The organism is Ensifer sp. NM-2, from assembly GCF_003024455.1.
Lineage (GTDB): Bacteria > Pseudomonadota > Alphaproteobacteria > Rhizobiales > Rhizobiaceae > Ensifer > Ensifer canadensis.
Genome location: NZ_PVZR01000013.1, coordinates 129,005 through 152,597, shown reverse-complemented (window position 1 = coordinate 152,597; position 23,593 = coordinate 129,005). Strand labels below are relative to the sequence as shown.

The 23,593-nt window shown below is 60.3% G+C and carries 16 protein-coding genes; 4 read left to right on the top strand and 12 right to left on the bottom strand.

Annotated features, from left to right (window positions below; translation table 11 throughout):
- Positions 1 to 7: 7 nt before the first annotated feature.
- From C6558_RS23980 to C6558_RS23925, 12 genes are all read right to left on the bottom strand, one after another.
- On the bottom strand, positions 8 to 1,054 hold the full coding sequence (locus tag C6558_RS23980) for an ABC transporter ATP-binding protein (protein ID WP_057213855.1): 1,047 nt from the start codon (positions 1,052 to 1,054) through the stop codon (positions 8 to 10).
- Between the two features lie 23 nt (positions 1,055 to 1,077).
- Entirely contained in the window at positions 1,078 to 2,799 is a 1,722-nt protein-coding gene (locus tag C6558_RS23975) for a beta-fructofuranosidase (protein ID WP_107027798.1), read from the bottom strand.
- Positions 2,800 to 2,802: 3 nt separating this feature from the next.
- A complete protein-coding gene (locus C6558_RS23970) occupies positions 2,803 to 3,696 on the bottom strand; it encodes a carbohydrate ABC transporter permease (protein WP_057207702.1) in 894 nt (297 codons plus the stop codon).
- On the bottom strand, positions 3,689 to 4,624 hold the full coding sequence (locus C6558_RS23965; protein ID WP_057207701.1) for a carbohydrate ABC transporter permease: 936 nt from the start codon (positions 4,622 to 4,624) through the stop codon (positions 3,689 to 3,691). The genes C6558_RS23970 and C6558_RS23965 overlap by 8 nt, the downstream gene beginning before the upstream one ends.
- Positions 4,625 to 4,726: 102 nt before the next feature.
- The gene (locus C6558_RS23960; protein ID WP_057207700.1) at positions 4,727 to 6,019 is read right to left on the bottom strand and encodes a sugar ABC transporter substrate-binding protein; all 1,293 of its coding nucleotides are present in this window, start codon (positions 6,017 to 6,019) and stop codon (positions 4,727 to 4,729) included.
- A gap of 42 nt (positions 6,020 to 6,061) precedes the next feature.
- The gene (locus C6558_RS23955) at positions 6,062 to 7,066 is read right to left on the bottom strand and encodes a LacI family DNA-binding transcriptional regulator (RefSeq protein ID WP_025431300.1); all 1,005 of its coding nucleotides are present in this window, start codon (positions 7,064 to 7,066) and stop codon (positions 6,062 to 6,064) included.
- Between the two features lie 221 nt (positions 7,067 to 7,287).
- Positions 7,288 to 8,661, bottom strand: a complete 1,374-nt coding sequence (locus C6558_RS23950) for an alpha-glucosidase/alpha-galactosidase (protein WP_084814672.1) — start codon at positions 8,659 to 8,661, stop codon at positions 7,288 to 7,290.
- A 23-nt stretch (positions 8,662 to 8,684) separates the two neighbouring features.
- Positions 8,685 to 10,337 carry an ABC transporter ATP-binding protein gene (locus C6558_RS23945; protein ID WP_245317855.1) on the bottom strand — a complete coding sequence of 551 codons (1,653 nt, stop codon included), beginning with the start codon at positions 10,335 to 10,337 and terminating at the stop codon, positions 8,685 to 8,687.
- A gap of 34 nt (positions 10,338 to 10,371) precedes the next feature.
- Positions 10,372 to 11,499 carry an ABC transporter permease gene (locus tag C6558_RS23940; RefSeq protein ID WP_107027797.1) on the bottom strand — a complete coding sequence of 376 codons (1,128 nt, stop codon included), beginning with the start codon at positions 11,497 to 11,499 and terminating at the stop codon, positions 10,372 to 10,374.
- Positions 11,496 to 12,509 carry an ABC transporter permease gene (locus tag C6558_RS23935; RefSeq protein WP_057220956.1) on the bottom strand — a complete coding sequence of 338 codons (1,014 nt, stop codon included), beginning with the start codon at positions 12,507 to 12,509 and terminating at the stop codon, positions 11,496 to 11,498. The genes C6558_RS23940 and C6558_RS23935 overlap by 4 nt, the downstream gene beginning before the upstream one ends.
- A 109-nt stretch (positions 12,510 to 12,618) precedes the next feature.
- On the bottom strand, positions 12,619 to 14,703 hold the full coding sequence (locus tag C6558_RS23930) for an ABC transporter substrate-binding protein (protein ID WP_107027796.1): 2,085 nt from the start codon (positions 14,701 to 14,703) through the stop codon (positions 12,619 to 12,621).
- A 135-nt stretch (positions 14,704 to 14,838) separates the two neighbouring features.
- The gene (locus tag C6558_RS23925; RefSeq protein ID WP_107027795.1) at positions 14,839 to 16,311 is read right to left on the bottom strand and encodes an alpha-glucosidase/alpha-galactosidase; all 1,473 of its coding nucleotides are present in this window, start codon (positions 16,309 to 16,311) and stop codon (positions 14,839 to 14,841) included.
- A 192-nt stretch (positions 16,312 to 16,503) separates the two neighbouring features.
- On the opposite strand from C6558_RS23925, the gene C6558_RS23920 reads away from it, so the two are divergent.
- The 4 genes from C6558_RS23920 (at position 16,504) to repC (ending at position 22,748) form a co-directional block, all read left to right on the top strand.
- Entirely contained in the window at positions 16,504 to 17,433 is a 930-nt protein-coding gene (locus C6558_RS23920) for an AraC family transcriptional regulator (RefSeq protein ID WP_107027794.1), read from the top strand.
- A gap of 1,573 nt (positions 17,434 to 19,006) precedes the next feature.
- Positions 19,007 to 20,215 (top strand): plasmid partitioning protein RepA, encoded by a 1,209-nt coding sequence (gene repA / locus C6558_RS23910; RefSeq protein WP_057207692.1) that lies wholly within the window; start codon positions 19,007 to 19,009, stop codon positions 20,213 to 20,215.
- Between the two features lie 94 nt (positions 20,216 to 20,309).
- Entirely contained in the window at positions 20,310 to 21,326 is a 1,017-nt protein-coding gene (gene repB, locus C6558_RS23905; RefSeq protein ID WP_057207691.1) for a plasmid partitioning protein RepB, read from the top strand.
- Between the two features lie 204 nt (positions 21,327 to 21,530).
- A complete protein-coding gene (repC, locus tag C6558_RS23900; RefSeq protein ID WP_057220952.1) occupies positions 21,531 to 22,748 on the top strand; it encodes a plasmid replication protein RepC in 1,218 nt (405 codons plus the stop codon).
- Positions 22,749 to 23,593: the final 845 nt, after the last annotated feature.

Sequence of the window (23,593 nt, the reverse complement as noted above, 5' to 3'; positions counted from 1 at the left end):
CATTGTCTCAGTTCAATCGCGAGCCCTGTGACGAAAACAGGTGGATTTTCGCCAGATCAGGGGCGATCGCCACGGTCTGCCCGGGTCGAAGCTCCATTCGATCGCGGATCACCAATGTCGTATCGAATGCGCCGAGCTTGACGACCAGATGCGTCTCGGCGCCAGTCGGCTCCACCACGCCGACTGTCGCTGGAATGCCGCTCTCGGCAATAGCCAGATGCTCAGGCCGGATGCCATAGGTGTGCGCAGCACCGCCGGAATAACCCGGCGGCAGCGGAAGCGTTTTGCCGTCCTCTGTGACGAACTGCCCATCGAGGATCGAGCCGTGGAAAAGGTTCATGGCGGGCGAACCGATGAACGTGGCGACAAAGGTGTTTACGGGTCGATCATAGAGGTCGAGCGGCCGGCCAATCTGCTCGACCACACCACCACGCATGACGACGATCCGGTCTGCCATTGTCATTGCCTCGATCTGATCGTGCGTGACGTAGACTGTCGTTGTCTTCAGCCGCTGGTGCAGATCCTTGATTTCGGCACGCATGGTTACGCGCAGTTTGGCATCGAGGTTCGACAGCGGTTCGTCGAACAGAAACACCTGGGGATGACGGACGATCGCACGGCCCATCGCCACGCGTTGGCGCTGGCCGCCGGAAAGTTGCTTCGGCAGGCGGTCGAGCAAAGGTTCGAGTGCCAGGATATCGGCCGCCTCCTTTACCCGGCTTTGGATCGCGGCCTTGTCCTGTCCCTTCAGCTTCAGCGCAAATCCCATATTCTCCGCCACAGTCATATGCGGATAGAGCGCGTAGCTTTGGAAGACCATGGCGATATCGCGTTCTTTGGGCGCGATATTGTTGACGATGCGGCCGCCGATGCGGATCTGGCCACCGCTGATGTCTTCGAGACCGGCAAGCATACGCAGCAATGTCGACTTGCCGCATCCAGAGGGCCCGACGAGTGTGACGAACTCGCCATCCTCGATGTCAATGGAAACATCGTGAATAACCGGAACGGCGCCATATTGCTTTCTAACCTGTTCGATCGTGACAGATGCCATTGCTTATTCCTCCCCTTGCGCGATCACAGTTCGAGTTGCCAGATCGTGGCGGCGGTAATGTTGCCCGCGGGCGCTGATAGGCGTGCCGTGCTGACGGCGGCAAAGCCTGGCAGACGTTTCGTTCCCGTCCAGCGACCGTTGTCGGCGAAGACCTCAATCGAGCCGACATCGAGGAAAATACGCAGCGTCGACGGTTGCGCCCCGACAGCGATGTAGCGCGGTGCGCCCTTGCCGTCCGGCAGGTCGTAGTGAATGATCAGGCCTTCCGCTCCGAGCTGAACGCCGAGGCCAACGTCCGGATGATCAAGCTCGAGATGAAACTGCGCACCCGGCCCCGCGAGTTCGATGACGATCTCGACCGCCCCGTTGTTAAGGCCGACAGGCTCCTGCCCCTTGAGTTTGTTGTCGTCGATCAGGTCACGACGCAGCGTCGCAACCGTTTCGACCGGCGGCGTCAGCAATGCGTCCTTTTCCAGCAGCAGCTGGCGAGGCAGTGTCATTGCCGTTGGAAAGTCTACTTTTTTTGACACCTCGGTCCAGTTGGCAAGCCAGGCGATGCCGATTGGCCCGGATCGATCGACGAATGCCTGGAAAGCATAGGCATCGGTCGCGAAATCCAGTTCCTGCTCGAATTCCTTGACGAAGCTGCGGCCGTCGAAGCGGCCGACAGTCGCCGCTGTGATGTTCCGGCGGCCGGTCTGCGGGTCGCGGCTCGTCAGCAGTCCGAAGATGAGCGCCCAGCGCGTTTTCGGATCATCAGCCGGGCCGTCGAGCGGCACGATGCACGGGCACTCCGCCGCCGTCATCCCGTACCGGTCTTCCCGGTGGATAATGCCGACAAAGGTCCAGTCGGAAGCACCGTTCGGATCGCCACATTCGTAGAGCAGGACGACGCCGCCGGCGCGGTCGCGGCTGCCGATCAACATTTTCCAAAGGTGGTCCGGGCCCTTGAAGACATAGGGGTCGCGAAAGTCGAGCGTCAGGTCAAGGCCGGACGGCCGGTGGGCAAGAATGATCTCTTGCGCGCCGGCCGTGATTTGGTCGTGCGATACCGCCGTCAATTGGATCTGCTCTTCGGGTTCCCGGTCCTTGACCTGCTCCGTGAAGAAGACACGGATACCCGGTTCACCTGACGATAGCGGAATTGCCGAGCCGGAAAACGCCCCGCCGCGGCCATCGGCGCGGGCCGAAAGGTCCGAGGAGGGAAACAGGAAGATCGGCAAGTGTCGCCAATGAATGTAGTCATCCGATACGGCATGGCCCCAATGCATGGTGTTCCAGCGCAGGCTGTGCGGATAGTGCTGGTAGAAGAGATGGACATGGTCGCCGAAACGGCCAAACCCGTTGGGATCGTTCATCCATCCGAAGGGTGGGCGGAAGTGGTACCCGCCGACGACCGTCGGCGCCGCATTTTCCCGGCTGCTGTGCAGGATCTGAACGCCCTCGGTCAGCACATTCTGGTGCTGAAAGGCATAGGCAACGGAGACCTGCGTTGTGGTCGGATCATAGGAGAGAACGGTTCGACCGCCCTGCCCCAGGTCCAGGCTGCGCTGCTCGAATTCGTCGCTGTTGGACGCCATCAGACGGTCGATTTCGCGGCCGGCCACGGTCGCTTTGATCTCGGCCGATGTTCCCAGCTGTCTCGCTTTGAGCCAGATGTGGATCGTGGTCGCATCCGCAAGGACTGCGCTGATGTTCTCGACGTCTGCCGCGGCGGCCGAAGCGGTTTCTGCATGCGTTGTCATTGATCAACCTTTCACGGCCGAACCAACGAAGGAACTTACGAACCAGCGCTGGAAGGCAAGATAGAGGGCGAGGATAGGCAGCATCATCAACACGGATGCCGCCATAGCGCGGTCCCAATAGATGCTGTCCTGGCCAAAGAACGTAGCGATCGCGACGGCTATGGGCCGCGCATAGTCGGTCTGGGTGACGAGGATCGGCCAAAGGTACTGGTTCCAGCTCTCGATCCCCATCAGGATCGAGACAGTGGCAAGTGCCGGCAGGCTGAGCGGCAGGAAAATCGACCGGTAGATGCGAAAGATCGATGCTCCGTCGATCTGCGCGGCCTCGAAGAGCTCCTTCGGAAGCTGGGCAAAGAATTGGTAGAAGAGGAAGATATAGAGCGGGCTAGCGATCCAGGGCACGATCTGCACGGCGAATGTATCTGTTATTCCGGCGCGTGACACCATGATCACGAGCGGCATGATGATGCTTTCCTGCGGAATGACGTAGAGGGCTATGACCAGCGAAAGGATAACTGCGCGGCCGCGTACGGAGCCCCAGGCAAGGACAAAGCCTGCCATAGAATTGACGATCAGGCCCGACCCGACCGTCAGCGCGAGGATGATTAGCGAATTCAGCAGATAGCGCCCAAAGGCAAGCTCGCCTGAGAAATTGCCGACCTCCGCAAAGTTGGCGAGCGTCGGATCGGAGACCCAGAACGCCCTGAAACTCCCCATGTCGGCCAGGATCTGGAAACGATCGTCCTTCAGGCTGGCAATCAGCAGCATGAACAGGGGGGAGACGATGACGAGCGCGATAACAAGGATGCAGGCCGTCTGGACGATGCGCAGCGAACCAACGGCCGAGCGGGTGTGCATCGCCTGAGCGTGTGGTGTGGAAATTGCGATATCAGACATCGAAACGCCTCAGAAGTTGACGCTGAAGCAGCGCGATAACGAGAACGATGAGAAAGAGAATGACCGATACGGCCGAAGCATAACCGAGCTTCTGCTCCTCGAAGCCGGAACGCACCATGTAGTGGACAACGGTCTCCGTGCTGCTCTTGGGACCGCCTTGGGTCAGGATGGCAACCTGGGTATAGAGCTTGAATGCCTGGATTGTCGTAATCACCAGCACGAAGACATGGGTCGGCCGCAAGCCTGGCATGGTCACATGCCAGAAGCGCTGCAGCGCGTTCGCGCCGTCGATCCGCGCTGCGTCGTAGAGTTCATCCGGAATGGACTGAAGGCCAGCGAGATAGACAATCATCTGGAAGCCGTAGGCCTGCCAGGCCGACAGCAGCACGATCGAGAACATTGCCCAGTTGGGGTCCCCGAGCCAGTCGATCGGTTCGATGGCTCCGCCCGACAGGAAACCGATCACCTGGTTGAATGGTCCGGTCGGGTACTGAAAGAGCGTTCCCCAGATGACGCAGACGACGACCATCGACGTGATCGCTGGCAGGAAGAACAGTCCGCGAAAAAGATTTCGAAACGGCATCTTCTGGTGCAACAGCAGTGCGGTGGCAAATGCCAGGCCGCATTGCACCGGCAGGATCCAGAAAGTGAAGCGCGAGACGTTCCAGAGCGATGTCCAGAAGAGATCGTCCCTAAAGATGCGCAGGAAGTTGCCGAAGCCAACAAAACGGACCGGCGTTGGCCGCGGGACCAGCGGTTGATTGGTCATCGCCGTCCAGAACGACAACAGGAACGGAACGATAAGGAATATCGTCAGCAGCACCACTGCCGGCGCAAGCATGCCCATCTCCTGAAGCAGCCGGCTCTTGTCCCGGCGCCAGGCGGGACGCGCTGCAATCGCCGGCTCGGCTGATTGTTGCAATGTCATATTCTCCTCCTCCTCCTCCTCGGATCGATGCGCAGGCCGGCGACGGGTACGATGGCGTCAGACCGGCTGCGGCCGCACCATCGTGGTCCCGTCTTTGGTTGCCTATTGCTGCTCGTCGAATGGCGGGTACCCGTCGTTCTCCTCGATGTCTTCGTCGATCTTGGCCGCGGCCGCCGACAATGCCGTCTTGGCATCGCCCCCGTTGAAGATCTCGTCGACGGCCTGCATGAAGGTCGATGTGATGACTGGATAGGCCGGATGCGGAGGACGCGCGACCGCGGTCTTGGACGCCTGTTCGAATGCGACGGCGAGCGGACCACCGGTGTTGTACAAGGGCGATGCTGCCGCGAAGCTTTTCAAACCGGGATAGCCGGAATCGGCGATTGCATAATCCCGGTAGAGCTTGTCCTTCAGCATGAAGCTGACAAACTTGCCGGCGATGTCCGGATGCTCGGAGGCGGTCGTGATGCCCCAGATCCAGGTGCCGTTGGGGCTAGCACCCTTCGGCCCGAACTTCGGCAACGGCATGACGACGATGTCGTCCTTCATCGACGCGGCAGCTTCGGCGTAGAACCAGTGGCCCCCGAGTGCGAGCGCTGCAGGATGGCCTTCGGCGAAGAACTGGTTGGTGCCGGACGATTGCGGCACGACCCAGCCGTTCTTCACCCATGTCTGCATCATAGTCAGTGCCTTGACGCACGCATCGCTATCAAGGGTGCCCGTCGATTTCCAGGTCGTGCGATTGATCAGGTCGCAGCCCGCCGACTGCAGGATCGGGCCGTAGGCGTAGGTGATCCATTCGGTTTTGATGCCGTAACCGCGAAACGTGTCGATCGGCCACTTGACGCCATCGACCTTTGCCAGTTTTTCGAGGTAGCCTTCGAACTCTTCCTGGGTCCAGGCATCGTCCACGGACTTCGGAATGCGGGCGCCGATCGCTTCCAGATACTTCCTGTTGCCGTAGAGCACGACGGAGGAGTCGGTCAGGCCGATTGCATAGAGATCCTTGTCGATCGGATAGGTGCCCTGGGCGATGTTCGACGGGGTCATGTCATCGAGCACATCCTGATCGATCAGAGGCTTGATCGGCTGCAAATAGCCGGACCAGACATAGTTGGCGAGGAAGGGGGCATCGAGCTCCATGACATCAGGCAGTTGTTTGGACATGACCGCTGCGCTGAACTTTTCATTGTAGGCATCGTGCGGTGCGTAGATCAGCTCGACATCCACATCCGGATTGGCGGCTTCGAAGCGTTTGGCGACTTCGCCATAGGTCGAAACCCAACCTGGGTCGCCTTGGTGCATGACATGCAAGACTGTCTTCGCCTCTGCACCCACGGCGGTGGCCATAAGGGCAACCGACCCCATTAACGTTGAAAGTAAACGTTTACCCATCGCTGCAACTCCTCCTCAACAGGGTTTGGTCTTTCAGTTTGATCAGACGGATGAGCGCTCCACCAACTGGAACGCGAGTTTGCGCACCTCGCCGGGGGCGCTATTTTCGGCAAGCAGAATGTCTGCTGCCAGGCGGCCCATGGCACGGTGCGGCAATGCCATGGTCGTCAAAGGGGGATCGAGCCTGGTGGCAATGTCCACCTGGTTGTCGAAGCTTGCGACTGCGACGTCATCTGGAATTTGTGCACCCACCCGGCGCAATGCGGCGTAGACTTCCATGGCAACGCGATCGTTGCCGCAAAGGATCGCATCCGGACGCTCCGGTCCGTCCATCAGCGCAGTTACGTGCGCAAGCACGAGGCTGTGGGCCCGGTCGCTATAGATCGCCCGGCGGACCGCCGGCAGGACGCAGGCACGACCTGCATCAAGCCCGGCTTCGTCGAGAGCACGCCGGAAACCGGCCTCGCGCAGCTCTCCTGCCAGAAGCCCCGGCAGGTTGATGAAGGCAATATTCCGGCGGCCAGCCTCGATCAGATAGGTCGTGATCTCGTGAGCGGCAGCGATCTCGTCCGGCACCAAGGACGTCACTTTGTCATTGGCCTCACGGCAATTGATCATGACGCCGACCGTATCTGCGAACTCCGCCGGCAGCGATACCGTCTTGTGATACATCGCGGCGTAGGCAATCGCGCGTGGGCGGAAGCGGCGCACCTCTTCAAGCACGGAGGCCACATCGCGACCTCCGCCGAGCGTCATTGCAAAGACCGCCATGTCCGCCGCGCGGGCGGCACCATCCAGTCCGCGGATGATCTCGGTGGCGAAGGGCGAGGTGATCAAGTCATCGGCAACGACACCGATCAGCGGCATCCAACCCTGTCGCATGCCACGAGCGGCCAGGTTGGTGACGTAACCCAACTCTTCGGCGATTTCCTTGATGCGCAGTCGCGTTTGTTCCGACATTCGCGCCGAGCCGCCATGCAACGCACCCGAAACGGTCTTGATGGAAACGCCGGCGCGTTCAGCAATGTCGCTCAATGAGGTCGTCACGGGCAGTCCTTGGGTTAACGATTACCCAGTCATTACCCGATCGCGATAATTGAGTCAATCTCAGGCACCAATCAACCGCAGTTGGGGTTTGTAGCAAAGGGTTTATCACCCGCTCCGGCATAGCATGTCGATCGCTATCGACCCGTCCGGCTGGCGACCGAAGGAAAGCCCCGGAACTGGGAGGTTCCGGGGCTTCCTCGCCGCGCGACCGGGAGAAAAAGCTACGCGGCGTGAACCTTTCTTGCGCTTCTTGCCCATTCCGGGATCCAGTTGCCGTGAGCGGCAAGCAGGTCGTCGGTGAGCGACCAGATCTGGTCGAGATCGAGTTCGGCGGCCGTGTGCGGATCCATCATGGCCGCATGATAGAGATGCTCGCGGTTCTCGGTCATCATCGCGGCGACCGTCAGTTCCTGCACGTTGATGTTGGTGCGGATCAGTGCGGTCAACTGCGGCGGCAGATCGCCGATAAAGGTCGGCTGTATGCCGTTTTCATCCACCAGGCATGGCACTTCCGCTGCGCAATTGTCGGGCAGCGAGGTGATGCAGCCATTGTTGCGCAGGTTGCCGTAGATGACCGAGGGCTCGCCGGTCCAGACGGAGTTCATGATGGAGGAGGCATACTCCTTCGACGGCTTGACCTCGATCTTGTCGGCGGAGCGATAGGCCGCTGCCTGCCCTTTCCAACGCTCGATCTGCTCGATGCAGCGCTTGGGATATTCGTCGAGCGGGATGCCGAATTTTTCGATCAGATCGTCGCGGCCTTCCTTGATGAAATAGGGCGTGTATTCGGCGAAGTGCTCCGAGCTTTCGGTCACGAAATAGCCGAGCCGCGTCAGCATCTCGTAACGCACCTTGTTCGGGCAACGCGGATTCCAATGGCTGGGCTTCGGGAAGCGGCCTTCGCGATAACCGCGCAGAAGATCTGGATAAAGGTTGCGATAGGATCCGTCCGGCTGGCGGTGCTCGAATTTGAGGAAGAACGCCATGTGGTTGATGCCGGCCGAGCGGTAGCGGATCTCCTCGTAAGGAATGTTCAGATCCTCGGCGAGTTCCAGCGCCGTGCCCTGCACGGAGTGGCAAAGGCCGACCTGCTTGATCCGGGGATATTTCTCGGCGATCGCCCAGGTGTTGATCGCCATTGGGTTGACATATTGCAAGAGGATTGCCTCGGGGCAGACCTCGGTCATATCAGCGCAGATCTTCCAGAGATGCGGCACGGTGCGCAGGCCGCGCATAATGCCGCCGACGCCGAGTGTGTCGGCGATGGTCTGACGCAGGCCATACTTCTTCGGCACCTCGAAATCCGTGACCGTGCAGGGCTCGTAGCCACCGATCTGGAATGCAACGACGACGAAGTCGGCACCATCGAGCGCCTTGCGCTGGTTGGCATGCAACTCGATGGTGGCTTTGGCGCCGAGCGTTGAGATCAGTTTCCGTACGACGACTTCGCTTTCCTCGAGCCGTTGCGGATTGATGTCCATCAGCGCGATCTTTGCATCCGACAGGGCCGGACGCTGCAGAACGTCGCCGATGATGTTCTTCATGAACACGGTCGAGCCGGCGCCGATGAAAGTGATCTTGGGTTGTCTGGTCATGGATTGCCTCTGCTTTCTGACGATCATGCTGCCACATCGAAGGCGGCTCGAACGAGCCGCTCGGTGTAGGCGGTCTTGGGATTGGTAAGAATGTCGTGCACCGGTCCCTCCTCGACGATCTTGCCGTTCTGCATCACCACGACGCGGTGGCAGAGTGCGCGCACGACCTTGAGGTCATGGGAGATGAAGAGGTAGCTCAGGCCCCGCTCGTCCTGTAGTCGGCGCAAGAGGTCGATGATCTGCGCCTGGACGGAAAGGTCGAGCGCCGAGGTCGGTTCGTCGAGCAGGATGAATTCCGGCTCGAGCGCGACGGCGCGGGCGATGGCGATGCGCTGGCGCTGACCGCCGGAGAATTCATGCGGGAAGCGTGAAAGGATATTGCCCGGCATGCCCGCGGCGACCAGCGCATCCACGACCCGGTCGAGCCGTTCCTTGCGGTTTTGTCCTATGCCGTTGACGACGAGCCCCTCCTCGATGATCTGGCCCACCGACATGCGCGGGTTGAGCGAGGCAAAGGGATCCTGGAAGACGATCTGCATGCGCGAGCGCAACGGCCGCATTGCGGTGCGGTCCTTGTCGTGGATCGGGACGCCGTCGAAGAAGATTTCGCCGCCATCGGTGTTGATCAGGCGGATCAAGGCCTGTCCGAAGGTCGTCTTGCCCGATCCGGATTCGCCGACCACTCCGAGTGTCTCATGCTTGCGCAGATTAAGGCTGAGACTGTCGACGGCAACCAGCTCGGAAAGCTGGGGTCGGAACAAGCCGCCCTTCTTCAGCATGAAGGACACGCGGACGTTTCGTCCATCGAGTATGATCGGCACATCGTCCGGCAGCGGATTGGCCGCCCCCGATGGTTCCGACGACAAAAGCCGCTTCGTATAGGGATGTAGCGGATTGCCGAACAGATCGGCGGTGGTGTTGTGCTCCTTCACTTCGCCATGCTGCATGACATAGACGTAGTCGGAAAACTGGCGCACCACGGTCAGGTCGTGGGTGATCAGGATCACCGCCATGCCGAGCTCGCGCTGCAAGTCGCGGATCAGGTTGAGGATCTGCGCCTGAACGGTGACGTCGAGCGCCGTCGTCGGCTCGTCGGCGATCAGCACGTCAGGCTCGTTGGCAAGCGCCATGGCGATCATCACCCGTTGGCGCTGACCGCCGGAAAGCTGGTGCGGATACTGGTTGAGCCTGAGCTCGGGATCCGGGATCCTCACATGACGCAGCAATTCAAGCGCGCGCTCGGTGGCCGCGCGCCGGCCGAGCTTGCGATGCGCCCGGATCGCCTCGACGATCTGCGCGCCGACCGTGTAGACGGGATTGAGCGAGCTCATCGGCTCCTGGAAAATCATCGCCAGGCGATCGCCGCGCAGGCCCCGCCGCTCGCGCGCGGAAAACTTGAGCACGTCCTTGCCGTCATATTCGATGCGGGACTGCGAGGCGATCGTCGCGCGCTTGGAGAGAAGCCCCATAATGGTCCGCGCCGTCACTGATTTGCCCGAGCCGGATTCGCCGACGATGGCGATGGTCTCGCCGCGATAGAGCTGGAAGGACACGTCCTTCACCGCTTCTACCGTGCCGTGTTCGACCTTGAAATTGACCGCGACGTTGCGCGCGTCGATGACCGGCTTGCCGTCTCGGCTCGAAAGGTCCTTCCTTTCGACGGGGGCAGCGGCCATGAAGTCGATCGTTTCTGCCATGAGACGCTCCTCCTCAATAGGGGTCGATTGCATCGCGCAGGCCGTCGCCCAGCGCATTAAAGGCGAAGACTGTGACAAGCACGAAGGCAACGGGCGATAGAATCCAGGGATAGGACCCGATGACCGAATAGGTGGCGGTGTCCTGCAGCATCAGTCCCCAGGAAATCAGCGGTGGCTTGACCGCAAAACCGAGGAAGCCCAGGAACGATTCCAGCAGCACCACTTGCGGGATGGACAAGGTGACGGCGACGATCACATGGCTCATCACGTTTGGGAAAATGTGCTGGAAGATGATGCGCCGGTCGCTGGCGCCGACGGCAATGGCCGCCCGCACATAGTCGATACGGGCGAGCGCCAACGTCTTGCCGCGAACCTCGCGCGACATCTGCGCCCAGCCGAGCGCCGACATGACGATGATGACGAAGGCGAGGAACACACTCGTTGGCGCCGTTACCGGGATCAGCGACGCCAGTGCCAGATAGAGCGGCAATTGCGGGAAGGCCAACACCAGCTCGACGAAACGCTGTGTCCAGGCATCGAAGCGCCCGCCAAAATAGCCCGACGCCATGCCGACGGTCGTGCCGACGACGGTGACGATCGAGACGACGATCAGGGCGATCATCAGCGAGATGCGCGACCCATGAAGAATGCGCGAGAGCACGTCGCGGCCGAACTTGTCGGTTCCAAGCAGGTGCACCGGTGAACCGCCGATTGCGCCGAAAAGGTGCCGCTCGGCCGGGATCAGGCCGAAGAGGCGATAAGGCGATCCCTTGACGAAGAAACCGAGGACCTGCGGATTGGCATAGTCCGGGCCGATCTTCGGCTGGAAGGTGATGGGATCGAGCTCTTCGGTCTCGCGCAGGGGATAGCTGCGCGGCGGGAAGGCGAAATCGCCGTCCTGATCGCTGAAGCTGATTGCCTGCGGCGGTGCGAAGCCGACACCGGTCGCCTTCGGATCAACCGGTGACAGGAAATCGGCGAAAATCGCCATGACGAGCAGCAGACCGACGAGGATCAGTCCGAGCATCCCGGTCCAGGAGCGCTTGAATCGACGCCATACGAGCGCCGAATAGCTTTCGTTGTGCTGTGCGTCCTTGGGGTCGACGGTAAGGGGAATGGCGCTGTGCATTTCTACGGTCATGCGTGGGCTCCTCCCCCCATGCGCACGCGCGGGTCGAGAGCGGCGAGCAAGAGGTCTGCGATGATGTTGCCGAGGATCAAGGTCGCCGAGAGCACCAGCATGAAGGTCGCGGTGACATAGACGTCTCCCACCCACATGGAGCCAACGATGGCGGGACCGACTGTCGGCAGCGCGAAGATGATTGCGGTCTCGATTTCGCCGGTCAACATGTAGGGTAGGACGACGCCCTGATACATGATCAGCGGATGCAGGGCATTGGGCACGGCATGGCGCATGACCACGGCCCCTTCGCTCAAACCCTTCGCCCGGGCGGTCTCGACATATTGCGCATTTAGCGTGTCGAGCAGATTGCCGCGCATCACGCGCATATTGTAGGCGAGGCCGCCGAAGGTTGCGATCGCCACGACCGGCCAGACATGCTTGATGAGATCGACGAACTTGCCCCAGGACCAGGGCGCGCCGCCATAGCGGGCGGAGTGGAAGCTGTTGATTTCGCTGACATTGAAGTGGAAGACGAGGACATAAACAATGATCAGCGCCATCAGGAAGCGCGGCACCGTCATGCCGAGGAAGGAGACGGTCGAAAGTAGGCTGTCGATCCAGGAATATTGCCGGGTCGCTGCAATGATGCCGAAGGAAATGCCGATAACCGACGCAAGGATATGGCAGACGAGAGCAAGCACGAGCGTGCGCGGCAAGCGCTCGCTGACGACATCGGCGACGGGCTTGTTGTAGTAGAGGCTGTGGCCGAAATCGCCGCGCGTCAGAATGCCGGTCATCCAGGTGACGTATTGGACCGGCATCGACTTATCGAGACCATGCTCCTTGCGATAGGCCTGGGCCTGCGCATCGGCCTCCTCGAAGGAGGCCCCGCCCTGATTGATGAGCTGCGAGCGGATGTAGTCGCTATAGTCTCCCGGCGGCGCCTGGATGATGGCGAAGGTCGCTACGCTTAGGACCAGCAGCACCGGAATGGCAGAGGCGATGCGGACAAGCAGAAATCTGAACATGCCGTTTCCTTCTGTCGGATGGGCTTGCAGTGCGCCGGCTAGACGGCGCACCGGGTGAAGGCGGGTTCCTCCTCCGGCCCGAGAGCGGGCCGGAGGAGGCGAGGTGTCGTCAGTTGCTCGGCCCACTCTCACCAGGCTTGCCCGGAAGCTGCTCGGCGAAGAGTTCGAAGTCGGCCTGCTTGTCGGCCGCCACGAAGACCCGCTCGCGGATGATTGTGTCTTCCGCCCAGTTGAACATCAAAATGGGCGCGCCTGTCGGAATGTTCGAGAAGCGCTTGTTGATGATCAGCGCGCCGGGATATTCGGTCAGACCAATCGTATCGACATTGGTCGTGGCGACCTTCTGATACTGCTTCATCAGTTCCGCGCGCTCGGCGTTGTCGTTGGTCGCGATGAACTTGTTGACGATGTCGACAAGCTCCTTCTCGAACGGCATCAGGTCAGGAACACCGCCTTCCGGAGCGCGATGGTGCCAGCTCGTTCGCGGGCCGGTTGCCGCGAGTTGCGGGGTGTTTTGAACGACGGAAGCAAATTCCGCCTGATTGCGGTGCACCATCCAGTCGAAGCGACCGGAATAGTTGGCCGCGTCGCGCTGCTTGCCGTCCAGCGCATTGAGCACGACCCGCAAGCCGAGCTTCTCCATTTGCCCGATGATGCCCTCGGCCAGATTCCTGTCTGTGCCGGTGTCCGAGGCCACCAGCAGCACGATCTCGACATCGCGCCCACCGAGCTTGTCGGACGGGAAGTTGACAAAGCCGTTGCCGTCGGTGTCCTTGAGGCCGACTTTGTCGAGCAGCGCCTTCGCACCGTCGAGGTCATAGGGGTAATAGACCGTCGACTGCCGATCGTAGAAGCTCGTACCGGAGGAAATGCCGCCCGGATAAATCGCCGTGAAGGGCCCCTTGACCAGAGCCTCACCGAGCTTCTTCCGGTCGACCGCCATGGTCACCGCCTTGCGGAAATCCTCGTTGCGGTTGAGTTCGCGCACCGCCTGGGCCCGCTCGTCTGGCTCACCCCAGCCATTGGCCGAGAAGTTCATGTGCATGTTGTAGCCGATGAGACGCGGACCGAAGGCCAGCCGGGCGGGGGCTGCCTCGTCGGCTGCGCGCTTCAGCGATTCGACGAAGTTTTCCGGCTGCTCCAGGTTTGAGAAATCGCCCGAACCGGCGACCGCCTGCACGTCGCGGTCGGCCCAGGTCGAGAGCTTGTAGTGGAGCTCGTTGAGGTAGGGCAGCTGGTTGCCGGCCTCGTCGACCTTCCAATAGTAGGGGTTGCGGCGCAGCACGATGATGTCGTCCGGCCGATAGGCGACCGGCACCCAAGCACCCATCACCGGAATATTCATGTATTCCGCCGGAAAGCCGTTCTTGTACTGGTCATAGGTCGTGCCGGCATATTTTGGATGTTTGGTCTTGAGGATATGCGACGGGCCGGGGCAGAAGGTGCCATAGGCCATGGCATAGAGGTGCTGGCGCGGGAAGGCCTCCTTGAAGGTCCATTCGACCGTATACTTGTCGATCTGCTTCAGCGTCGTTCCTTCGCCGAAGGTCTCGGGCGTCGCGCCGTTCAGCGGCGTCACGCTTGGATCGAGAACATTGTCCTCCCAGTAGAACATGACGTCCTCGGCGTCGAAGGGATCGCCGTCCGACCATTTCGCGCCCTCGACGAGATGCATCGTCAGCTTGTGTCCGTCCTCGGACCAGTCCCAGCTCTTTGCGAGGTTCGGCAGCGGTTCGACGTCCTTCGCCTCCACCTGGAAGAGTGGGGCCGTACGCGTCAGGCATTCCGACATGCCGATATCGATGCCGCCCCAGCCCTGGCTCTGGCCGGCGCTGTAGTTCCAGCCCTCCGGCCGGCCGCCGATCACGTGGCGCAGCGTGTCGCCATAGACGCCGACGCCATCGGGCATGTTGCCGGTCTTGAAGACCATCGGCTCCTTCGGCAGACGCTCGGCGACCGGCGGCAGTTTGCCGGCCTTCACGTATTTCTCGGTGACCCAGGCCGGCTCCTTGTATTCCGGCAACGCCTTGAACTCGGCGATCGAGTCGCGTGGCACATAGGTGATTTTGCCCTGCGCCGGAAAGGGTGGCTGCTCGGGCACGACAGTCGGCTCCGATGCGGCCGCCTGCAGCGCAAAGCTTGAGATGCCGACGAGCAGCAGGCTCGCCATTTTCGTCAGTCGGTGGCTGTTCATGGTCTGTGGTTCTCCCTCATCTATCTGCCACGCCGAAGGGTGGCCTCCTCCTAGAAAGTCTCAGAATGTCCCGCGGGCGCGGGCATGTGGCGGCAAGAGGGTCCGCGTCTCCTCACGCGGTGGCCCCGCCAGCCGTCAACCGGCGGCGCGGACTTTGGTCGCCTGTCGCTCGGCGCGGATCTCGTCCACCGAACGTACCTGGCGTCGCGCCGCGCCGTTCCAATCGCGGGTCTTGACGGTCGCCCGGCTCAGGCGCTCTCTGGCACCGCCGATCGCGTGGGCGTATTGCGGTAGCCAGTTGGCTTGCGCGACCACCATCTCGTCGACCATCTGCCAGACCTCCTCTGGCGTGCAGATGGCGCCAACCAGCGGATCGTGCAGCATCGCCAGCTTGAGCAGATCGAGATCGCCGGAAATGGCAGCATGCACCGACATGCGCTGGACATTGATCGAGGACAGGCAGGTGGCGGCGCAGGCCTCGGGAAGCGTGATGCCCGAGACCATGTTGATGCCGAAGCGATCGACGAATCCAGGGGACTCGATGATTGCATCGGCAGGCAGATTGGTGATGATGCCGGTATTCTTGACGTTGAAATGGCCGCGATAGACGCGCCCCGTCTCCAGCGCCTCCAGGATGTGGCTGGCGTGCTCGTTCGAGCGCTTCGTCGCATCGATCGGACGCCGGGCATCCTCCAGGAACTGCGGGAACTCGGTTTCGAACCAGTTGCGGGTTTCCGTCGAATAGCGGAGGTAGCCGCCGGTTTCGCCATGGATCCAGTCCGACATGTCGATCCAGCGGGTGATCTCCTCCGGACGCTTGCGATACCAGGGAAGGTATTCGGAGAGGTGGCCGTTGCTCTCGGTGGAATAGACCCCGAAGCGCTTCAGCACGTCGATCCGGAGCTTTTCCTGCTTCGAGAAGACCGGATGGGCCTCGAAGGCGGCGACGAGTTCATCCCTGCCGATCTTGCGACCGCGCAGCCTGATGTCGACGAACCACGTCTGGTGATTGATGCCCGAGCAGATGAAGTCGAGCTCGCCTTCCCCGGCGCCGAGGATTTCGGCGATCTGCTCGCCGCCATGCTGGACGCCGTGGCAAAGCCCGACCGTGTCGACCTTGCCGTACTCGATCGCCGCCCAGGTGTTCATCGCCATCGGGTTGGCATAATTGAGGAACTTCGCGCCCGGCTCGGCCAGTTCACGGATATCCTTGCAGAAATCGAGGATGACCGGAATGTTGCGCTGGCCATAGAGAATGCCGCCGGCGCAGATCGTATCGCCGACGCACTGGTCGACGCCGTATTTGAGCGGGATACGGATATCATCTGCATAGGCGCTGAGCCCGCCGACCCGCACGCAGCTGATGATATAGCGGGCGCCTGCGATCGCTTCGCGGCGGTCGGTCGATGCGGTGACCCTGGTCGGCAAGTTGTTGGCTTCGACGATCTTGTCGAGGATTGACTTGATCGTGTCGAGGTTGTGCGCGCTGACGTCGGTGAGCGCGAACTCGACATCGTGGAACTCCGGAACGCAGAGAATATCAGTAAAGAGCTTCTTGGTGAAACCGACGCTGCCGGCGCCGATGATGGCAATCTTGAAGTTACTCATGCTGTCCTCGTCGCTGTTCGTTCGACCAAATAAAGGCAGTCTGGGTAAAATTGGTGCGCCGACAGGGTTGCGCCAAAGCGCGGTTCCCCTCCCGGTTTACTCCCCTCGCTTCGCCTGAAATCGGCCGTCTTGCTTTGTTGGAGGGCATTATGCGTATAATGCTTGGCGTCGCCAGAGAGGTATTGTGCTTTCATGGGTAATTCTATGCTGAAACGGTTGATCGAGAATGGCCCTGCCATGAAGACGGTCTCGCTGCCGCGCGGGCGTCACAGCCTGCACACCATGCCGACCAGCACGGGTTATGAGATCCGCACGGATGGAAGTTACGATTGGGATGGTCGCAAGCGGGGACAGACACCGTTTACCGTGCTGCAGTATACGATCTCGGGCGCGGGAAACCTGCGCTACGAGGCGCGCAACCACCGTGTGCGCGAGGGCGAGACGCTGCTCTTGCTGGTGCCGCACAACCACCGCTACTGGCTCGAGCAGAATGGTCGTTGGGAGTTCTTCTGGATATCGATGAACGGCGAAGAGGCACTGCGCATCCACAAGGCCATTCTTTCGACAACCGGACCAATCCTGAACTTGAAACCCGAGACGATCGAGCATCTGGCAGACTGCAGTCTGCGGCTGATTTCAGGTGGCGGCGAAGCGCCGGGCAGCGCATCGGCAATCGCCTACGAGGCCGCAATGGCACTCTATGACGACGTTTTCGGCGCCCATCCCGTATTCAGCCAGGAATACCGGACAATGCAGCATGTCATTCAACATATCATGGCGAACCTTGCGCATCCCCTTCCCGTCGAGACGCTTGCCGAAGTGTCCGGGCTCAGCCGCGCGCACTTCTCGCGCGTGTTTGCCGCCAGCGAAGGCATGCCGCCCGCGGAGTTCGTGCTGCGCAAGCGATTGCAGCGGGCAACGAAACTCCTGACAAAGGCGGCACATCTCTCGGTCAAGGAAGTGTCGATCATGTCTGGCTTTGAAGACCCGAACTATTTCGCCAAAGTGTTTCGACGCTATTTTGGTGCGAGTCCCACCGAGTTCCGTACGACCGGGATGTATTCGAGTGTCGCGGCGAAAAGCCAGGAAGCGGTCAATCACTCTCGTGGGGAAAACGAATAGCCAACGTTGCGGCCAGCGTGCTTTACGTCACAATCTCGCCTTCTAGGCCAATGGCCCGCCCCATCCAGCGATGCGAAATTGCCGAACTGACAATCTTCCTTGAGCTCTCTGCACCGGTTCTGCGCGTTCAATGCGCTGCTTAACGCTTGGAGCTTTTAAGTGCCGGTCAGCCAGGGGATCGCTTCGCACCAATCGTTTGCCTGTCCTGGAGCGGACAAGCAACGCAGCATACGCATAGCTGCATTGCACAAAAAATGTTTTCCAAATGATCAAAAAACGATCATAACGCTCACAGCTGATGCACATGGCGGCTTCTCCTCCCAGTGCCGCCGCAGCAGCTGTTCCCCTCTGGAGGTTTTATGACCTTCACACTTCATGGGCCGCGGTTTTCCGCAGGCCCATTTTTTTTGCCAAAATTTTTGGCCGGCGCCGATCAATCGGCGCGACCGGTCAGCGCAGAAACCGGTTGCCATTCGTGTCCGACGATGGCTCCTCCCACCTGACACTCCCTTGATCGCGCTTAATGCCAACCGGACGGCCGCTGGCAAGCAGCCCTAGGATACAGCCGCGCAGGAATCAACTAGCTGTGTCGCAGAGGGTCTTCTTCTTCGGAAATGCGTCGCCAACGTCGATCGGCTGATCGACTGAAGCGAAGTGTGCGCTAAAGCCATGCCCGGAGAGCTGCGTCGTGCGCGATTTATGATTTCGGCTTTTGTGGGTCAAAGTCTCGAACTGACATAGCCTCGAGCTACGCCTTGACCAGTGTGGTTGCCCGGTGCGCTTGGCGCCCATGTCGCTCTGCAGTACGACATGTGGCCGCACTTGTTTTGCCCGGAAAGGCGAGTCGGCTTGCAAACCTCAGGCCCGTCTGCAGTCGGCAAACACGTGTTGGATCATCTAGGGCCGACTAGCCTCGAGGATTAGCTCCTCTGCCCCAACGGGCTCTGCTTGCAGATCGGGTTCGGGACTCAGATCCAGTTTCCCCCAGATCGATGTCTTTTGGCTATCGGCCTTCACCTTGCGGGACGGCTTTATCTCAACAATAAACGGCTTTGTCTGCTGACGCATAGATCCTCCAAGCGACGAATCGCGTTCAAACGATACCGATTGGGCAGGCGGAAGCAACTGCCAGATCAGGTGAGTTCACCGCCACCCGGCAGAACACATCGCCGTGGAAGATCGGGTGACCACGCGGTCCCACTCAGCCGCTGACGCTCTTCCGGCTCGGTGCGAATCAATTGATTTGGCTGCGGAAGTAGACTGCCGGGAGCGGCGATTTCGCCGTTTTGCCCTGTTGGCCGTGTCAGTCAGTGCAAGAAACGGTTGACAACGCCACGTGAAGGGCCCGCAAAAGCAAGGGATTGTTGGGCGGAAAGGTGACGCCAAAGTGCCGCCAAGCTGCTGATAAGTATACGGAATGCGTCAAGGAGAAAGCAGTGGGATGCCGCTTCCGCTGCAACTGCTAAGTTCTTGTTATCCCTAAAGCGGCTTGTCGACCGACAACGAATCGTGTCTCTACTTCCAGACGGAAACAATGCGTCAGACGCGAAGAAACCGTTTTGAAGAGACCCCGATGTTGAAGCCCGCGAATCCCCAGGTTGAAAACGAGACGACTTCCGAGCGTATCACACGCCAGGCGACCGCGCTTTCGGACCGTCTGCGGGCCGTTGGTGAAATTGCTTTTCCGCCGAAGGCGATGAAGAGCCTGAGGTCGTTTACCTCAGGAGAGGTCGCGCAGATCGTTGGTGTATCGGACGGTTATCTCAGGCAATTGTCCTTGGACGGTCTCGGGCCGATGCCGGAACTGGGCACCGCTGGTCGCCGTTCCTACACACTGCGCCAAATCAACGAGCTTCGCGCCTATCTTGCCGAAGCACGCCCGAAGGAAGCCTTGAAGTTCTGGCCGCGCCGCCGCGTAGGTGACAAGCTCCAGATCATCAGCGTCGCCAACTTCAAGGGCGGCTCAGCCAAGACGACGTCATCGCTATACCTCGCACAGGGGCTGGCGCTGCAGGGTTACCGCGTTCTGGCGATCGACCTCGATCCCCAGGCGTCGCTGTCTGCCATGTTCGGTTACCAGCCGGAATTCGACATTGCCGAAAACACCACCCTCTACGGCGCGATCCGCTACGATGAGGAGCGGGTCAACATGCGTTCGGTGATCCGATCGACCTATTTCGAGGGCATAGACCTCGTCCCGGGCAATCTCGAGCTGATGGAGTTCGAGCATGAAACCCCGCGTGCAATGGGCAAACGATCCGGACCCGAGGATCTGTTCTTTCGCCGCGTCGCTGCCGCCATCGATGAAGTCGAGGCGGACTATGACGTCGTTGTCATCGACTGCCCGCCGCAACTCGGCTTCTTGACCATGGGCGCCCTCAATGCGGCAACCGGCATGCTGGTGACGATCCACCCGCAGATGGTCGATGTCGCATCGATGAGCCAGTTCCTGTTGATGACAGCCGATCTCATCGCGGTGATCGAGGATGCCGGCGCGCATCTGAACTACGATTTCATGAAATTCGTCGTGACCAGGCACGATCCGCGCGACGTGCCCGAGCAGGAGATCGTCGGACTGTTGCGCGACCTCTTCGGAAGCGATGTCCTCAGGGCTACGGCATGGAAGTCGACGGCCATTGCCAATGCCGGCCTCACCAAGCAGTCGCTGTTCGAATTGTCGAAGGGCGCCGTCGGGCGGTCCGTTTATGACCGAGCCATGGAATCGGTCAACGCGGTCAACACCGAGGTGATCGACCTGATTTCGAAGGTATGGCAGCGATGAGTGATTGCTCCCATTCCGTGCCAGTACTCTTTCCCCTTGGGCGGGGAATGTTGTCTACAGACAACGCCTCGCCTGTAACGAGGAGGTCCCTCCATTGAGCAAACGCACCCAGTCCATTCGCTCGATGTTTTCCGGCCAGAGCGAGCACTCCGTTGATGGTGACATCAAGCGTCCGGCGCTGCCGCGTATGAGCTCCGGCGCAGTCCGCTCGCTCAAGGACACCTTTTCGGACGTCGAGAAGGAGTATGAAGTTCTTCGCGCAAAGCTCGCGTCGGGCCAGCTCGCCGTGGAGATCGACCCCACCCTGATCGATCCCTCGCCTTTAGCCGATCGCTTCAGCGAGCAGGACCCAGCCAGTTTCGAGGCACTGATAACTTCGATCCGGGAAAGAGGACAGGAAATTCCCGTCCTCCTCCGCGAGCATCCTTCTTTATCCGGTCGCTACCAGAGCGCTTACGGACATCGGCGCATTCGTGCCGCTCGTGCGCTCGGCATTCCCGTCAAAGCCTATGTGCGCTCGCTGAGCGATGAAGATCTAGTCGTGGCGCAAGGTGTGGAGAACTCCGCCCGCGAAGACCTGAGCTTCATCGAACGCGCGGTATTTGCTTGCCGTTTGGAGGATGCCGGCTTTGCCCGTGCGCTGATCCAGTCGGCACTTTCTGTCGACCGGGCTGAAGTTTCCAAGCTGGTCGCTGTCGCACGCGCATTGCCGCGCGAACTTGTGGACGCCATCGGGCGGGCACCGAAAATCGGTCGAGGCCGCTGGCAGTCACTGGTTGATGCGATCGGCAACGAGCCGGCATTGAAGCGCGCCTTGGCGGTTGCAACCAAAGCCGGCTTTACGACACGGGAAACGGATGACCGCTTTATGCTGGCCTTTGCGGCCGCGACAAAGTCCGAAAAAGGGCCAGCCGCTGGGCTTGCACCTGAGACTGTCACTAGTGGATCGGGTGCGGAGATCGGAAAAGTGGCCACGAGCGACAAGCAATGGCGCCTGTCGATCCGGCGCGATCGGCATGACGGATTTGCAGATTATCTGACGGCGAAATTGCCCGAGCTGTTTGAAGCTTACGAGGCGGCGCTGGAGAAAACGCAGAGCAGCGCCGAATAGGGCGCCGTCCTGAAGACTGAAAATATAGAGGAGCAGCACGGCAAAAGAAAAAAGGCCCCCGAAACACCGTCTCTGAAGGCCCTTTCTCGTCATTTGGCGATTTCGAGATTCGCACTTCCGGGATTCACAGTCAAGACTCTCTTCGGAGATTTGGCGCCGTTTCGGTGACCGGCATTCCTTTGCCTGAAAAAAGGTAAGGCTGAAATGGACAGGTTATCCGTAACGACGCCATTCGGGCGGCGGCCGATGTCGCTTGCCCTGGTGAAGGGACAAATCAGATCGTCCGGCATCAAAGCCGGAAAAACCGTCGACAAGTGGAAGGTGCTTCGCGACGTATGCGAGGCACGGACCCTTCTTGGCGTCCAGGACCGCGCTCTGGCTGTGCTGAACGCACTTCTGTCATTCTATCCGCAGGGCGAATTGGCTGAGGGCAATGACCTCGTCGTGTTCCCGTCGAACGCCCAGCTGACCCACCGCGCCAATGGCATCGCCGGCAGCACGCTACGCCGCTGCCTTGCTGCATTGGTGGAGGCGGGCCTGATTTCGCGCAAGGACAGCCCCAATGGCAAGAGATATGCACGCAAGGACGGCGAAGGCGGCATAGAGGAGGCCTACGGCTTTGATCTCGCCCCGCTTTTGGCCCGCTCGGAAGAACTGGCAGGCCTGGCCCAGGAAGTTGCGGCAGAACGCCGGCGGTTCCTGATCGCCAAGGAGCGTGTCTCATTGTGCCGCCGGGATATTCGCAAGCTGATTACTGCCGCGATCGAGGAGGGGGCATCCGGCGATTGGGGGCACGCCGAAGACATGTTTGTCGCGCTTATCGCACGAATTCCACGCCGACCGAGCCTCAAGGATTTGCGGGCCATTGCTGACGAGATGACGCTTTTGCACGAAGAAGTCGTCAACATGCTGGATGATAACGCGATTTCCGAAAATATGGCTAGCAATGATGGTCTATCTGAGCAGCACATACAGAATTCAAAACCCGAATCCTTCAATGAACTTGAACCAAGCTCTGAAAAAGAGCAGGACGAAAAGCCGAGGGCGGAAAGCGGAGCAAAGCCGAAGGGCGTACAGCCATTCCCGTTGGAGATGGTTTTGCGGGCCTGCCCCGAGATCAAACCTTTCGGCCCGGACGGCGTGGTTTCGAGTTGGCGTGATCTGATGATGGCCGCGGTGACCGTCCGCTCGATGCTTGCGGTCAGCCCGTCGGCCTATGAGGAAGCGTGCGAGGTGATGGGGCCGGCGACGGCTGCGTCCGTGGTGGCTTGCATGTACGAGCGGTCCGGACACATCAATTCGCCCGGCGGTTATCTCAGAGATCTGACAAACCGGGCGCGGCGCGGGGAGTTCTCGCTCGGGCCGATGCTGATGGCACTGCTTCGTGGGGCGCCGACATCCAATCTGGCTTCTGCGTCGTGAGCCGGGCTGCGGTTGGGCAAACTGCTCTCGGCTTGACGCTTCCCCACGTGAACTGCACCTAGCCGGAGACAGCGACTGCCATCGGTCAGGTAGTGTTTGCCACACCCGGGTCCGGCCATGACTTCGAAAGGTTTGACATGCAGGTCGCCGTTTGCGGAGGTCTGGTCTCGGCTGTCGGCGTCACCACAGCAGTCGCCCTCCCCTTCTCCTCTTTAGTCTTGGTAGGGGATGCAGTTAGCGCGATTGCTGCGACACCACCGGGAGGTAGACAGTCGGGGTTGACGGCTTGTTGCCAACAAACGAGCTTCCGACAAGGAGATAGGCCGAAAGTGCGAGGACCGAGATGAGTAAGATACCAACGGGCAGGCCGCCGGAGGTGTGACGTTCTGGCTTTAGGTAGTTTCTTTCACCCAACATAGCGAACTCCATTTGCACGTCCGGAACGGGGAAAGGGTGCAGGTGGTTCCCGGGAAACGGGCGGAGCTGAGGGACAGGTTCTGAGAACCTGCGGCCGACATTTTAGCACCATGACCGGTGTCTCGCCTGAGACCGCAGGTAGCATGTGGCCCGGATATCTAGATTGTTCGCGCTTGTTCGTAGCTAATTCGGGCGCTTTCAAACAGGTGGCGCTGAAATATGCTGACAAAGAACCCCGCACCCTGGTCGTTCAAACGCAGATTTCGAAATCTGGGCCCGCTGCTTGGAGAATGCGGTCTTCAGGCTGAAGGTGCTTGAGACCCGTCAGTCAAGTGATTCACACGGGATCGGCGTGCGCAAGCGGTTTTCATTTACCGGAACAGACCTAAGGAAAAATGATCCGATGCCGGCGACTCCCGACAAGTGGC